Source organism: Cohnella soli (assembly GCF_042655525.1).
In the GTDB taxonomy this organism is placed as follows: domain Bacteria; phylum Bacillota; class Bacilli; order Paenibacillales; family Paenibacillaceae; genus Cohnella; species Cohnella soli.
The window spans coordinates 28588-44984 of record NZ_JBHSMI010000005.1 but is presented as its reverse complement, the minus strand read 5'-3'; the positions used below and the strand labels follow the sequence as shown (position 1 = coordinate 44984).

The window sequence follows — 16397 nt, the reverse complement described above, 5'->3', positions numbered from 1 at the left end:
TGATTGCCGCCCTCTGGAGGAACCTTCCTCCGCAGGGCGGCTTTTCTCTTTTTTTGGCCTGTACTCCCCGTTTTTGGTATACTAGCGGAAGATACGCCGCGTGGCGACGCGGCTTGGAGGGTATTGATACATGACGGACAAGAACGCTTTACGGCGTGAAGATATTGAATTGCTTGCCCCAGCGGGGGATTGGGAATGTATGCGGGCGGCGGTCGCGAACGGGGCGAACGCGGTGTTTTTCGGCGTGGAGAAGTTTAATGCCAGGGCGAGGGCTCACAACTTTCAGATGAATGAACTGCCTGAGATTATGGCTTTTCTGCATAAGTACGGAGTGAAAGGGTTTCTGACGTTTAATATTCTCGTGTTCGAGGACGAGCTACCGGAGGCGCGCAAGCTAATCGAGGCGTGCATCGACGCGGGCGTGGACGCGGTCATCGTTCAGGATCTCGGCCTTGTGAAAATGATTCGCGAGATTTCTCCGGACTTCCCGATTCACGGCTCGACGCAGATGACGATTACTTCGCCGGAAGCGGTTGAGTTCACGAAGCCGTTTAACATCGAACGGGTCGTGCTTGGACGCGAGAACAACTTAAAGCAAATCCAGAAGATCGGCGAGCAAGCGAAGCTGCCGATGGAAGTGTTCGTACACGGCGCACTGTGCGTCTCGTATTCCGGTCAGTGTTTGACATCAGAAGTGTGGGGCGGCCGCTCGGCGAACCGCGGCGAATGCGCACAAGCTTGCCGCTTGCCGTACGATTTGATGGTCGACGGTGTAAAACAACCGATGGGAGACATCGCTTATTTGCTGTCGCCGAAAGACTTGGCAGCGATCGATATCGTGCCGGAATTGATCGAAGCGGGCGTGACGTCGTTCAAAATTGAAGGCCGGCTCAAAAGTCCGGAGTACGTCGCGAACGTCGTAAGTAAGTACAACAAGGAGATCGACAAGTACTTCGAGGGCGATGAATCCGGACCCTCTAAAGATGAAGTACGCGAACTGCAGCAGAGCTTCTCGCGCGGCTTCACGCATGGCTTCTTGGACGGTACGAACAACAAACAGCTTGTCGAAGGAACATTCCCGAAAAGCCGGGGCGTGTACTTGGGCAGAGTGGAGAAAATCTTGCGCGATGCCGTCATCTGTGTGCTGGAAGCGCCGCTGAAGCGCGGCGACGGCATCGTTTTCGACGCAGGGGATCCGACGAAGAAGGAAGAGGGCGGCCGCGTGTACGACGTGCGCAGCAGCGGAGGGATCAAGCTGGAAGGCGAAGCGGCCGAAGGTTCGCGGATCGAGATTGTGCCGGGACGCAACGACGTTGATCTGACGCGCTTGCACGAAGGGGATCGCATCTGGAAGACAAGTGATCCGGCGCTCGATCGCAGGCTACGCGGAACGTTCGAGACGGAGAAGCCATACCGAACATTCCCGCTTGCCGTGTCTGTGTTTGGGCATGAAGGTGCACCGCTGCGTACAATCTGGACCGACATCGGCAAAGGAACGACCGTAGCGGTCGAGTCGACGATGCCGCTCGAGCGCGCGGAGAAGCGGCCTCTTGGTGAGGAAGTGCTTGGCGAGCAGCTAGGGCGGCTCGGCGGCACGCTGTATGCGTTGGATAGGCTGGAGGTCGCCTTGAAAGGCGACGTCATCGTGCCGAAGAGCGAGTTGAACCGGATTCGTCGGGAAGCAGTCGAACAACTGGAAGCGATGCGAGAGTTGCCGCCTCGGTATATCAAGCGGACGATCGACGAGTTCGCGGATTCCGCCGATGGTGCGGATGTGTCCGTGGAGCCGAGCGAAGTCACGCTGACGGCGCTGTGCCGGACGCTGGAGCAGGTGAAGGCGGTCGCGGAGACGGAAGTCGGACTGATCTACGCCGACTTCGAGTTCATCAAGCAATTCCCGGAGGCGATACGCGTATGCCGCGAAGCGGGAAAACGCATTGCGCTTGTTACGCCGCGTATTCACATGCCGGGCGAGAACGGCTACCACAGGAACATTCTTAACCTGAAGCCGGATGCAGTACTCGTGCGTAACACCGGCGCGTTGTATTACTACTTGAAAGACCGGATGGAGAATCCGGACAAAGACCATCCGACACTGATTGGCGACTTCTCGTTGAATGTGGCCAATCATAAGACAGTCGATCTTTTCCGCGAAGCGGGACTCGATTGGGTGACGCCTTCGTACGACTTGAACATTCAGCAGATGGTCGACATGCTCCGCCGCTCCGACACGTCGCGGCTCGAGCTTGTCATCCATCAGCACATGCCGATGTTCCATACCGAGCATTGCGTCTATTGCACGTTCATGAGCGAAGGCACGAACTATACGAACTGCGGCCGCCCGTGCGAGGAGAAGCGCGCGTCGCTGCAGGACCGGATTGGCATGTCGCATCCAGTGCGCGTCGACGAAGGCTGCCGCAACACGGTATACAACGCGATCGAGCAATCCGGGGCGGAGTATTTGGATCTGTTCATGGAGTTAGGCGTTCGATCCTACCGCGTCGAGTTCCTGGAAGAGAACGCGGACAACGTGCGCGAGGTGCTGTCGCTGTACCGCGCGGCGATCGACGGTCGGATCGGCGGCACGGAAGTGTGGAAGAAGCTCAAGGCGACGAATCAGCTCGGCGTGACCCGGGGGCAGTTGGTGAAGTAGAAAATAGTTGTTATTCATAAAAAAGCGCGCTACGCGATTTGGCGAGCGCGCTTTTTTGCTGTTCTTATGCATATCAACCATTCCATGAAAATGCATATTTTTGCGAGAAATTAGTTGATTCGATAATATTCGACAACAATCAACAAAATACACCTCTACCATATTTGTGAAATACATATAAAATTCGATATTGTACTTCGTTTTGACCATTAAATCGGGAGGATCTGTGAGTCTATGAAGAAGTTGAGAATTGCATTACACGCGTTGCTTTGTTTTGTGTTTTTGATAGGAGGGTTGTTCTTAACGGAATACGACCAAGTTGCACAGGCAGCTACCGTTCGAACGACCCAAACTATTTTCCCGGATAGCAGTTCGAATGCAAGCCGTACGCAAACGGTGACGCTTCCGAATTTGAAATCAGTAACAAGTGTTACGGTTCAGCCAACAAACGCAACAGTTACTTACACAGTGAATGGGGATCAAGTTACGATTACGGCAGGGGGCGGGAGCCCTACTTCATCGATATACGATAGCTATAAATACTCAATGTATGCTTCAAAGTATGTTATTAGTGTGAGTGGTAACTTCCAAGATAGCTTCTATTATAACGATGGCTCTGGTTATACAGGATACCTTTACAAGAATGGAAGTCCTGTTCCAACGAATCCTTATCGCCCGCCTAGCTCCACTACTGTTTCTGCAACGCTAACTCAGTCAGGTTCTTGCCCATCAACAAGTAGTTATTCCTACTCATCGGGTTACTACTCAGGAAGCTTGCCTATGAGCGGTTCTTGTTATGTATCCACACCTGGATATACGTTATATCAAACATTTACAGGATCATTCACTAATACATGTACTTCAATCTATAAAAATGGCGTCTATCAGGGAAATGAATCGTGTACAGGGGCTGCTCCGAGTTCTCTGTCTATAAATTCGAATGGTTTCGTAGGGTCAATTCCAAGAGTGGGAACTACACTTGTTTCCGATAATGGCCCCTGTTCAACATGTACGAGAGTCAGAGTGTGGCGAGCTGATTACTCTGGAGATATAGGAAAGCCAATTCCAACAGTATATGGACAAAACTATTCTGGAACCGCTACCGACCCCGGAACGGGCTACTTGACCCAAAACTATACAGGCTATTTATATAGTGGTGGTTACAATTACTATTACTCCTACACCGTAACTATCAACTATCTAGAGAACAGCTCGCCGCAATTCGATCTCTCTTTACCTAAAGAGAATACGATCGTATCCAATCAGCCCGGTTACAATACGCTTACGATTAAAGGCATTATCAACAAACCGGATGCCGGCGATACCGTCACGGTGAAGTACAAAATAGACAATCAGGTGACGGCAAGTAATGTTCAAACGCTGACGACGACAGGCGGCATGCAAGCCTTTGGACCTTTGACACTCAACGCGGACCCGTCCTGGACGGAAGGCAATCATACGCTCTCCGTATGGTCGGAGGACCAATTAGGCGCGAAATCGAATGTGATCGCTCGTACTTTTAATTACGATAAGACAGCTCCGGCAGCTCCGTTGGGTTTGAAGTCCCCGAGACAGAACGTGACTTCGCTTGATTTGGCATGGGATCCCTCCGCTGATGCCGATGCCGTCGACTATCAGGTTTATCAGGACGGTCAACTCCTCGGCCGCTCGAACGGCATAACTTCATTCCCGGTAAACGGCTTGATCGAAAATCGCACATATAGTTTTACCGTAAAATCTATTGACCGGGGCGGCAATATTTCCGCAATGAGCAGCCCGCTTAGCGTGGCGACAGTTCCATGGGACGGCACTCCGGATACGCAACCGCCAAGCGTGCCAACATCGATCACGGCAACGAATGTTACATTTGATTCTGCTCAATTGCAGTGGGCCCCATCCACCGATAATTTCGGCGTCATGGTTTACGAGATTTACGATGCTGCAACTTCATCTTTGTTGGGAACATCGACGCGGCCAGTCTTTAATTTGAATCATTTAGAGTCTGATCAAACCTATCTGATTAGAATAATTGCAAAAGATGCTGCCGGAAATGCCTCTGCGGCTAGTTCCGAATACAGCTTTAGAACAACTGTTTATCCCTTAAGTCTGCAATCATCATTCCCTTCTTCCGGGAGCCAACAAGTTCCGTTAGACACAATGATAAATTTGAAATTTAATCAACCTGTTTCAATAATGCCGGGGCCATCCGAAATTACACTGTCAAGTCGCGGAGAAAAAGTTCAAGTGTCGATCACAGCAGAAGGTTCCAATATCAAAATTATTCCACAACAATTGCTGATGCCGGATACGAGTTATGTAGTAAAAATTCCGCTAGAGTGGGGGACATTAGGTCTAGCATTTCGAACGGAATCAAACGGTGAGCAGCGAAACCTAGTATTAAACGGCGGGTTTGAATCCGAGAACGCCACCACTCCCGGAGTCGGCGATAGCTGGGTCAGCGCGACAAATAACACGTACGGCTGGCAAACGGCTTCCGATGCCATCAATGGTGCATATGCAGGCTTATCGGGACAACCGCACTCCGGAACATACGCACAACAGTTGAAACTGATGGATGCGCCAGCAGGGGATATCGCTGAGGTGACCCAACAAGTCAGTATTGGCGGCTCGATGCCGTTTCATTTCGAGTCCCAAGTTAAGCTTTCGCAATCCATAGGGTCGAAGGCTTCTATCATCGTGGAGTGGTTGAACTCGGAAAACGTGCTGCTGGATACGCTGACGCAAGACGTTACGACGGTCGGCGGGGCTTATATTCCGATTTCGGTTGACGCTGTGACTCCGGTAGGCACTTCCGCTGCCAAAGTTCATTTGCGACTCGCCTCAACGGCAGCAAACGGACAAGGTTCGGCTGAATTTGACGATATCGTGCTAAAGCTCCCGGATAATCATAAACCTGTTGCGTCCTTAATTTCTCCGAACGGAACGGCAAGTGTTCCTACGATCGTGACACAAACTTCTCCAACGATCCAGTGGAATCAATCAGACGCCGATTCGGGAACGGTATTCATGAAGTATCAAGTACAAGCGTGGGATAGCGGATTAACTTCGTTAAAGTACGATTCCGGAGCCGTTTCTTATGCCGGAATCGGCAACCAAGGCGTGCATACGATCGATAGCTCGCTGAAACGTAATCAAGACTATCAAGTTCGCGTACGCGTATTCGACGGTATCAATTGGTCCGCATGGTCTGCGCCGGGCTGGCTGCGCATTCAAGATGCGCAAGAGCCGAACGATACGCCCGCGCAAGCATCGGCTGCCCAAGCGTTCACGGTTTATTCCGGAACGATCGAATCGGCAACGGACATCGATTACTACAAGTTTACGCCGCAATTCACAGGGCTCTATCATCTCACGGTTAAAGTGCCGGCGGGAGCGAATTACGCTGTCGCCATACTTGACGCTGCCCAGAATACGATTGCGGTCGGAAATCAACCGGCCGGAGAAGCTAAAGAGTTGAGCTTTAGAGCGACTGCGGGAGCAACTTACTACATCAAGCTATCAGGAGTAAACGGCGATTTCAGCTTAAAACCGTACACGCTCGGCATCAGTCGCGTGCTCTATAACTACCAATACGATGCCGCGGGTCGACTGAAAATGATGAACGTTCAAAAAGGCCTGCATCTCTACATGGCGGAATACAAGTACGACTTAAACGGCAATCAGACGGATACCGACTATCAAACGATCGAAGTGGACGAATAACGGAGGATGCGACTTATGATGAGAAGGAAGTTATCGATATTATTTTTCACGTTAATATTATTGTTCAGCTCGACTGTTCCTAACTTCGCATCCGCCGAAGCTCCCAATGTCGTGCCGATTACGGAGGAAGATTTTATTCCTTACGATGGTCTTCCGGTTCCGAACGTGCCAGTGGATTTGCCGGCTTCCAGGCCGAGCTTTAACGATATCGCAGGGCAGAAGCAGACGATCGATCCTTACGGCAATACGCCACTTCAAGATGCCGATCCCGCGCAGCCGGCCGACTTGGCGAAAGATCCAAGCAAAGTTCAGAAGGTCAAGGACCTGCTCAAGAGCAAGCTAAAGACGCCGAAATTGCGCGCCAAAAAGGCGAAAGACGAATTTTCATCCGCGATGAAGCAATTATCGTCTTATTACAATCCGAATTATTTCGCGCTGTTGTCGGATATAGAACAGAAGGAATTGCTGAAGTGGGAGTCGTCGAAGGTTGCTCAAGAGCTTTCGAAGCTTACCGCCAAGCAACTTGACGATTTGGACAGCGTAGCTCCCGCAGCCGTCGACAACTTCGACTACCTGACTAACAAAAAGAAATATATGGACAAGCATCCGATTCTCTACGACAAGTCGGAAGAGGAGAAGGACAAAGAAGAAGCGCGCGCAGATCGAGAGAAGTACAAGAAAGCCAAAGACAGAGAAGAGGGGCTTGTTGCTAGCAAGTCCGAAGTAAAAGCACTCGCGACTTCGTCCTACAAAGTGACGGAGTTTAAGAACAAGTACAACTACAAGACGAACACGGACGATCTCGTCGATGCGACATACCGCACGGCCAATCACGGGGTGACCGATCTGTCGCTTCCGGGCAAGAGCGGACTCGACATCGTGCTTTCGAGAAATTACAGCTCTCTAAGCAGTAAAATCTTGAATCCGGAATATACGACGCTGCTCGACGCCGCGACGAATACGTATGCCCAAGATCAAGGCAATCTCGGCAGAGCTCCGACGTTGACGGATATGCGAGGTTTTATCGCCACTGGCTGGACGTTGTCTTTGCCGGCGATGGAAAAAGCCGACATTCAGGCAGAAGTCCAGAACTACCGCTACAGCCAGAGCTGCAGCGGGGGCTATAACAATACGAACGTATGCTACAAGGACGGCTATGCGCTGACCCCGCTGAGTACCGCCTATGAGAAAGTATCGTTTACGCTGGATACCGGGGATTCGTTCGAATTCCGCAATGGACAAGTTTTCGACTATCCCTATCAGAATGTCAGCTATAACAAAACTCTCAATACGACTACGAACAAAAACGAGTACAGCATCACGGTAAACGGGCGGATTACGTATAAGTTCGACGACCAAGGCAATATCATGAGCAAAACGAATGAGTTCGGCGATCAGGTGACATATGCTTATGCGCCGGGTGCGATCACCATTACCGATTCGTACGGTCGCATCATTACTATCTCGCGCGACAGCACGACGCAGCGAATCACTGGCATTAAAGCGATGGACGGGACCAGCACGATTCGCGAGGTGCAATATAACGCCTCGCAGGCGACTTCCGCGGTGACGTACCGCAAATGGACGGTAAGCGGCTATCAGAACGTAACGGAGAATTTATCTTATTGGCAGCTTAACAACGTAACCGACATTCAAGCGAACAAGACGTTGGAATCCTATACCTACTATACCGTCGATTCTACGAAGCTAGCGGATTTCAACTTCAAGCCGGATGGCTACTCTTACTGGTCGACGCCTAACGGCGAGCCTTCCCGCGCGAACTATACGAGTTCAATCGATACGTGGAGCGACGGACAGTTCATTGAGCTGTCGGACATACGGCTGAACAATACGAGCACATACGGGGAGATTCCGTATTTGCTGCTGAAGAATATCAACTACTTCGACGGCTTGGCCGTTCAGTTCAACTATCAGAACTACAGCCCGAGCTGGTATACGCAGACGACGTGGCAGGCGCAAGAAGACGCGCGGGGCACGACGCGGACGTATCAGGACGATTTCGCTTTGCAGTACGTCTCCTACCATGCGGTAGAGCGGGTGGATTACAGCTATACACAAGACGGCATCACGAAGTCGATGTCGGATTATTACTACAACCTGCATATGGACCATGGATTCAACTGGAAGGAATATTGGAAGACGGATAAGAACGGCAACCCGAGACTTCGCTTAAGCTCCCGTTTTGGGGACAAGCAAACGGTTAAGAAAGGCGAAAAGAATGCGGACGACAGCTTCTGGAACTTCACTTACAGCCAATATGCCAATAACGGCAAGAACTTCGTCAAGACGTTCGATTGGACAGAAGTTACCGGGCTTAACCCTTGGACTTACACGTACCAGAATGTCCAGTATAATCAGAAATCGCATGAAGTCACGGCCTACGAATACGAGCCTGGACAGAAGCTTCCGCGGGCCACGCATACGTTTGTCGGGACGATAACGGATTTACAAAATCCGTCGATTCCGAACGTTGCGAACCGGATCACGAAGCAAACGACGACGAATACGTTCGACTCATGGGGTGAAGTGGCCAGCGAGACGGACGCGCAAGGCAATGTGACCGCATTCGAGTATAATGGTCCATTCCATCAGCTTAGCAAGAAGACTTACACTGCGCAGGATGGCACCTTGACGTCGGTAGACACGAATACTTATTACGCCGCTAACGATTCGGATACGAACAAGCGTAATTTGTTGTGGAAGCAAGTATCGTCGACGCAATACAAAGATGCTGCGGCTGTTGGCGGTACAAAGACGGATAGCTTGACGACCGAATATCTGGAGTATAACGGACTGCATCTTCCGAAGAAGACGATTGAGTCCGCTTCCGGCGATCAATACGGACAAGATACGACGACTACGACAAGAAGCTATACGTACACAACAAGAGGGCAAGTCGATATCGAAACGACACTTGCTTCGTTAGGAACGGGACAAGTGCAGACCGCGCTGACCGTCGATTACGACTACGATCTTCGCGGCAACGTGTTGAAGACGACTTATCCTGATTTTAGTTACGAGGATTGGACTTATGATGATAAGGATCGCGTTTTGACTGAAAAATTTACTCCTGCGCCGACGCCGAGCGCAGCGGCAAGACTGACTTCCATTGAATACGACGACTCGCTTCGCAAAGTGAAAGTCACGACGCCGGACGGCGAAATTCAGGAGACGTTTTACACACCTTTCGGACTGGACGTGAAAAGTCAACGTACCGTTAATGGTACGACGCGTGTCACTCAAGTTAACGAAACGAAAGACGGAATCAACGTACTGAAGTCTTTGCCGTACAATCAAACGAGTTTGGCGACGCAATATGCGTACGATTCCAAGTCACGCGTCAAGGCAACGACCAATCCGCTTGGTCAAACCACTGCGTATTATACGAACCAGGCGCTTTTGAACCAACCAGGCGGTTACGACAGCTGGACGGAGACGAGCAGCACGATCGCACCGGACGGCAGACAAACGATCGATATTCAAGACGCCTACGGCAGAACGATCCGTTCTATCGAGCAGACGCCGAACCAAGCCAAGGTTAAAACGACGGCGTTTACCTACAATGCATCCGGCCAGATGCTGGAGAAGAAGGAGTCCACGTCTTCGGGCATTCAGGTGACGACCTACGGCTACGACGGCAGCGGGAAACTGATTTACTTAAAGGACCATATCGGTCAAGTGTATCGGTTTACGTACAATCGGCTCGGTCAGATGCTTGCTTTTACGATTAACGGGAAAGTTCAGAAGAGCAAAGCCTATAACGAGCTGGGCTGGCTGCTGAAGAGCGTGAACGCGGAAGGCAAAGAGGAAAAGACGTATTACACGAACAACGGCTCTATCGATCATGTCACCGACAAAATGGGGCAAAACCGCTATTATACCTATACGCCTTACAACGAAGTCGATCGGATGTCGGTGAAGAACGCGGCGAATCAAGAGATTTACTGGCAGCAAAACAGCTATTATCCGACAACCCGATTGCTGCAGTCGGTGACGACAAGCGGGAACGAAACGCAAAGCTATCACTACGACCAGTGGAAAAGAAAAGATCAAGAAACGGTAGCCGGTCGCACCTACGGCTTCGGGTACGACGCATACGACCGGAACACGACGCTCACTTATCCGGACAACAAGCAGGTCGTCAATACGTTCGACGGAATGAATCGTTTAACGACGGTTACTTACCCGGACTTCGGCGCGACTCCGGTGAACTACACGTATACAGTGTCGAGCAATAACAACGCCACGACGGTACAGTTCCCGAATAACGTCAAGCAAGAGACGAAGCGCGATGCGCTGCTGGAATTGCAAACGCACACGATCAGCGCAGGCACCGTGACGAACTGGGCGGAAACGTACGGTTACGACGGTTTCGGTAATATCAACACGCTCGATCGTGTCCGGTCAGGCGTCAGCGACCATGCCGAGTACAAATATGACGGCGTGAACCGTATTCGGCAGGAAGACAAGGGTACGGAGCAGAAGAAATATACGTACAACGACCGCGGCGACCGTCTGACGATGGAGTCTAGCGAAGCGCCGATCGCGACAAGCGGAAGTGAACGCTACACGTACGATGCGCTTAACCAACTGAAGACGTATACGGACTCTAAAGGAACAACAGCTTCGTATACCTACTACGGAGATGGCAAACGCGCAACGAAAACGGTTAACGGCGTCACGACGCGTTACATCTACGTGGGCGGCAAGCTACTTGAGGAACTCGACGGCCAAGGCAATCTAAAAGCCCGGAATGTATGGGGGAACGATCTTCTCTACCGTCAGGACGTTAGCGCGAACAAAGCCGGCTACTACCAGTACAACGGCCACGGCGACGTCGTGCAAATCACGAACGCTTCAGGCACGGTGCTGAACAGCTACGACTACGACATCTGGGGCAACCTTGCCGCGAAGTCAGAGACGATGAGCAACCCGTTCAAGTACACGGGCGAAGTATACGACGACGAAAGCGGCTTGTACTACTTGAGCGCCCGGTATTACAATCCTAAGCTGGGCAGGTTTATTAACGAGGATACGTTTGAGGGGCAGATTGACAATCCGCTGACGCTCAATCTGTATATCTACGTCGGTAACAATCCGCTTATTATGACTGACCCTACTGGACATTCGTGGTTTTCAAGGTTGGCAGATGCAGCAAAAGCAGTAGGAAATGCGGCTAAAGGAATTACGATTGGCGTTGTAGAATCTCTTGGAGGTAAGACAGGTTACAGTAACGATTCCATCTACTATAAGCTCGGTAAGATGGCTGGCGATGTGGCTGTTATGTATGCAGGAGCAGCATTGGTCGTTGGTTCTGGTGCTGCAACTGTTCTGAGTGGGGGAACGCTGACTGCTGCTGCAGCAGTAACTGCTTCTTTAGGTGTGGCTATGGCTGCCAAAGCCGGTGGAAACCTTGCTAAGGATACTTATAGTTTTGCTAGTGGCATATCTTCAGGGTCTCCAAATACAGGTAAAGGGAAAAACAATCTGAAATCAGACCCAAATGCTACGGGAGACCATACGACTTTTAAGAGAGACCCAAAAACCAATGAAATAACGAATTATGAAACCTACAAGTCAAATCCTCAAAACCCTAATGGGTTTGATAAGGTTCAACGTTATGACGGAGTAGGAGCAAGTCACTACAATAAAGTATCAAAGCAAAATGTACCTACTCCACATGTAAACAGTAAGTCAGTTCCGGGTGGGGTAAGACCAGCTACCAAAAATGAAATGCCAAAAAAGAGGTGATTAAGTGAACGTTGTTTTATGGCTTGAAGATTGGTTTAACGGAAATTGTAATGATGATTGGGAACATGGATATGGAATACAGATTGTTACACTTGATAATCCAGGTTGGTCAGTTGATATTAGTTTGGTAGATACTGATATTGAACACGAGAGTTTTAGTGCAATGGAAATTGAACGCAGTGATGAGAATTGGCTGCATTGCTTTATTGAGGATGGGATTTTTAAGGGGAGAGGAGGGCCAAAGAATTTGGGAGAAATATTAAACATATTTAGAGACTGGGTAACTAATCTTAAATCAGAATAACATTACTACCACATGTGAGTGTAATAACTTGCATGTGGTATTTTTTGTTCCCACCAGGTGCCGAATGAAGCGGGCGGCTAAGTCAGGATGAACTTAACGCTCACTATCCCAAATAGAAAAACCGCCCGAGTTGGACGGTTAAGGTTCGTCGACGAGATCGACGATGTCGCGTATGTCGGCAATATCAAGTGCTTCGGCGATCTTCTCTATATGCTGGAAGTTGATGTTCTGCCGCTTGGAATTGGAAAGCTCGCTAAGCGCGGCGTGGCGAATGTCTGTGAGCTAGGCAAGATGGCTGGCGATATAGCTGTTATGTATGAAGGAGCAGCATTGGTCGTTGGTTCTGGAGCTGCAACTGTTCTGAGTGGGGGAAACGCTTCATGTCCATTGAACGGCAATAGGACGACTCCAATAAATCTTAAATATTATTGCAACATGCAGGTGTAATAGCTCCCATGTGGTTTTCATTTTATTTACACTCCCCTTACATAAAACTCGAAATCCGCCGACAGTCCGATGCTACACTCTGTTCAGATACTGGCGAAAGCGCCGTCTTAAGGAGCGTGGATGACGATGAAAATAACAGTCGTGGGAGCGGGGGTCGTCGGATTGACGACGGCGGCGGGATTTGCGGATTTGGGACATTTCGTGCACTGCGCGGATATCGATACGGCCAAAATTGCCTCCTTGTCGAGGGGGATTGTACCTTACCACGAGGCGGGGCTTGAGTCGATCGTCACGCGTAACGTGTCAGCGGGGAGACTGAGCTTCGGGCACGATCCGTCCAAGGCGTTGGCGGAATCTGAAATGACGTTTCTTGCGGTAGGAACGCCTTCCGAGGACAGCGGGGAGATGGCGCTTGGAGCGCTTTGGTCTGTCGTTGATCGGTTCGAGCCGTGGACGGATAAAGGGAGACGTGTCGTTGTCATCAAGAGCACCGTTCCGATCGGTACGGCGGAGCGGGCGGAGGCGCGGCTAAGGGCAAGATTGCCGGAAAATTGCGAAGTCGATGTCGCGTCCATTCCGGAATTCATGAGAGAGGGCAGCGCTGTTCGCGATTTCTTCGAGCCGACCCGAATCGTTATCGGTACGGCTTCGCCTGAGACAGCGGAACGTCTGACACTGCTGCATCAGCGGCTGCCGGGACCGATCATGTCGACTGATCGCCGCAGTGCCGAACTCGCGAAGCTGGCTGCCAACGCGTGCCTTGCGGTGAAAATCTCGTTCGCGAACGAGATTGCCGCCCTTGCGGAGCAGACGGGCGCCGACTATCCGTCCGTCGCTCATTCGCTTGGGCTAGATCCACGCATTGGCCCGCATTTCTTGGCGGCGGGACTAGGGTTCGGCGGCTCTTGCCTGTCGAAAGACACGCGGGCGCTCGTAAGAATCGCGGACGAAGCCGGCGCGCCGCAAACGGTCGTAGAAGCGGCTGTGCGGGCGAATGCGATGTTGCCGCTGCGGATGGTGCGCAAGCTGGAAGCGGCGCTGACCGATCCGTCCCGCCGTAAAGTCGCGCTGCTCGGGCTGGCGTTCAAGCCGGGCACAGACGATGTCCGCGAGGCGCCGTCGCTCCGCTTGATCGCAGAGCTGAAGCGCAGACATCCGGGTATTGCAATATCGGCATACGACCCTGGCGCAAATGCCGCAGCGAGGAAGCTCGTACCGTCTGGTGTCGAGATCTGCGAATCTGCAGAGGAGGCGCTGAAGGGGGCCGACGCAGCGATTGTCGTGACGGAATGGCGGGAATTTCGCCAAATCAAGGCACATGACTTTAAAAACTGGATGAACAGACCTATAATTATGGATGGAAGAAACGCGCTGGATGCGGCTGCGCTGAACGCGCAAGGTGTCGTTTGCATCGGTGTTGGCCGGTTGCCGGCAGCGCCGAAGGAGTCGGCGGCAACCGCATCGCGGAAGCTCAGCGAGCTGGCGTAAGCGCTGCGCGCGTTTCTCGTGATAGTTGGAGAGGGATGCAGGCCATGAGCATGAGAATACGCAAAGCGATTATCCCAGCGGCAGGACTGGGAACAAGATTTCTGCCGGCTACGAAAGCGATGCCTAAGGAAATGTTGCCGATTATCGACAAGCCCGGCATCCAATATATCGTAGAGGAAGCAGTCGCTTCGGGAATCGAGGATATTCTCATTGTGACGGGCAAAGGGAAGCGCGCCATAGAGGATCACTTCGACAGTTCCTTCGAGCTTGAGCAAAATTTGCTCGCCAAAGGGAAGCTCGACTTGTTATCGGAAGTCCAGAAGCCATCGGACCTCATCGACATTCACTATATTCGGCAGAAAGAACCGCGCGGTCTTGGTCACGCGATCTGGTGCGCGCGGAAGTTTATCGGCAACGAGCCTTTCGCCGTGCTGCTTGGCGACGACATAGTCCAATCGGACGACGTGCCGTGCCTGCGCCAGATGATGGATGTGTACGACCGTATGCAAGGTTCGGTGCTTGCGGTCAAGAAAGTGCCGGACGCCGAAGTTTCCCGCTACGGTATCGTTGACCCTGATCCGACAGGCGGCGACGGCGATCGCATCTTGAAGGTGCGCGGCGTCGTCGAGAAACCTTCGGTCGAGCGTGCTCCATCCAATGTGGCCATTATCGGGCGTTATATTTTAACCCCGGCTATCTTCGATATTCTCGAGACGCAAGACGTCGGCGCGGGCGGAGAAATCCAGCTAACCGATGCGATTTCCCGGCTTATGGCGGACGAATCGGTATTCGCGTATAACTTCGTAGGCACGCGTTACGATACGGGGGAGAAGCTCGGCTATTTGAAGACGATCATCGACTTCGCTCTCGAGAGGCCGGATTTGAAAGATGAGGTTCGCGCTTATTTGCTGGAGAAGTTGGGGCAATAAACTGCAGCGAATCAAGAAAACTAAGCAAACATTTCGGTACGAAAATAAACGGACCCCGCTCAAAGGCGAGGTCCGTTGTCTATTGTCCGGAGAGATACCGGAACTGAAGGGGGGTGACCCCGTTCATTTTCTTGAATAGCCGCCCGAAGTAATAAGGATCTTCGTAACCGACCTCGCGTCCGATCGCGGCGACGGTGTCGCCCGTCGTTTGCAGCAAATATTTGGCGCGTTGGAGGCGCAGGGAATGGGTGTAGGCGGTGATGGTCGTTCCGGAATATTTCTTGAAGATGGAACAGATGTGGCCGTACGTTCGGCCGATCGCCGCTTCGAACATCTCCTTGGAGAGCTCCTGTTGAAAGTTTTCATCCAGCGTATTGACGATTCTGCGATAAAGAATAAAAGACTCCGGCGTCGAGGAGTCCGGATGCTGGCTCTCCATAAAGTCGTTGGCGATCAGTTCCAGCACGGTCCAGATCAACACTGCAAGCCGCACGCGGAAATAACCGGCAGGTTTTCTCGTCTCGGCGATCATCCGCTCGAACTTCAAAGCCAGATCGAAACGGCATGAGGGCCGAGAGCGGCGAGGCAGCAGCATTCGGATCTCGGTCGAGGCTGCGCTGCGAAGATCCCCGGACGAACGGATATACGATAAATCCTGCGCGTAGTCGGTGTTGTCGTCTACCTCCTCGATCTGCGGATCGGCGCCGAACTGCACCCAGAAGAAGTTGAAATGATTACCGCCCTCCTGCCATCCGAAATGTCGCTCCCAAGGTTTGAGCAGCAAAATTTCCCCGGAATGCAAAGTCAGCTTTTCCTCTTCGACCTGCAAGTAGACGGGACCGTCGTTGACGAGAAACAATTGAAAATTCGGGTTGGCATGGGGCGTGTCGAAGAACAGCGGATCGCCCGTATGGCTGTTGACCCATTTTACGTCCAAGCGCGAACGGCTGGACAATGAAAAGAAAGTCACTGGACACCTCTCCGATCCGGACGAGCGCAAATCGTAATGTCGTCCATTTTATCGCGATATGCTCTACGGTATAGTCTGCTTGAATCGATTATATCATCGCGCAGAGGAGAT

The 16397-nt window shown here is 51.6% G+C and carries 7 protein-coding genes and 1 pseudogene; 6 read left to right on the top strand and 2 right to left on the bottom strand.

Annotated elements, in window-relative coordinates:
* Window positions 1-130: 130 nt before the first annotated feature.
* From ACFPOF_RS02950 to ACFPOF_RS02935, 4 genes are all read left to right on the top strand, one after another.
* Window positions 131-2653, top strand: coding sequence for a U32 family peptidase (locus tag ACFPOF_RS02950; protein WP_378129467.1), 2523 nt, complete (start codon window positions 131-133; stop codon window positions 2651-2653).
* A 1122-nt stretch (window positions 2654-3775) separates the two neighbouring features.
* Window positions 3776-6376, top strand: a complete 2601-nt coding sequence (locus tag ACFPOF_RS02945) for an Ig-like domain-containing protein (RefSeq protein ID WP_378129465.1) — start codon at window positions 3776-3778, stop codon at window positions 6374-6376.
* 15 nt (window positions 6377-6391) lie between these two features.
* Complete coding sequence (locus ACFPOF_RS02940) at window positions 6392-12148, top strand: RHS repeat domain-containing protein (protein ID WP_378129463.1); 5757 nt, start codon at window positions 6392-6394, stop codon at window positions 12146-12148.
* Between the two features lie 4 nt (window positions 12149-12152).
* Window positions 12153-12452, top strand: a complete 300-nt coding sequence (locus ACFPOF_RS02935; protein WP_378129461.1) for an immunity 53 family protein — start codon at window positions 12153-12155, stop codon at window positions 12450-12452.
* A 138-nt stretch (window positions 12453-12590) separates the two neighbouring features.
* On the opposite strand, the pseudogene ACFPOF_RS02930 reads toward ACFPOF_RS02935, so the two are convergent.
* Window positions 12591-12734, bottom strand: a pseudogene (locus tag ACFPOF_RS02930) (helix-turn-helix domain-containing protein); the annotation flags it as partial.
* A gap of 291 nt (window positions 12735-13025) precedes the next feature.
* On the opposite strand from ACFPOF_RS02930, the gene ACFPOF_RS02925 reads away from it, so the two are divergent.
* A complete protein-coding gene (locus tag ACFPOF_RS02925; protein WP_378129459.1) occupies window positions 13026-14387 on the top strand; it encodes a UDP-glucose dehydrogenase family protein in 1362 nt (453 codons plus the stop codon).
* 50 nt (window positions 14388-14437) lie between these two features.
* Window positions 14438-15316, top strand: a complete 879-nt coding sequence (gene galU / locus ACFPOF_RS02920) for a UTP--glucose-1-phosphate uridylyltransferase GalU (protein WP_378129644.1) — start codon at window positions 14438-14440, stop codon at window positions 15314-15316.
* Window positions 15317-15395: 79 nt separating this feature from the next.
* Here galU and ACFPOF_RS02915 read toward each other — a convergent pair whose 3' ends face one another.
* Entirely contained in the window at window positions 15396-16286 is an 891-nt protein-coding gene (locus tag ACFPOF_RS02915; RefSeq protein WP_378129457.1) for an AraC family transcriptional regulator, read from the bottom strand.
* Window positions 16287-16397: the final 111 nt, after the last annotated feature.

Bases quoted from the DNA above. Each gene is read 5' to 3' on its own strand.
- ACFPOF_RS02950 (WP_378129467.1), top strand. From the start codon at position 131: ATGACGGACAAGAACGCTTTACGGCGTGAAGATATTGAATTGCTTGCC.
- ACFPOF_RS02940 (WP_378129463.1), top strand. From the start codon at position 6,392: ATGATGAGAAGGAAGTTATCGATATTATTTTTCACGTTAATATTATTG.
- ACFPOF_RS02925 (WP_378129459.1), top strand. From the start codon at position 13,026: ATGAAAATAACAGTCGTGGGAGCGGGGGTCGTCGGATTGACGACGGCG.
- galU (WP_378129644.1), top strand. From the start codon at position 14,438: ATGAGAATACGCAAAGCGATTATCCCAGCGGCAGGACTGGGAACAAGA.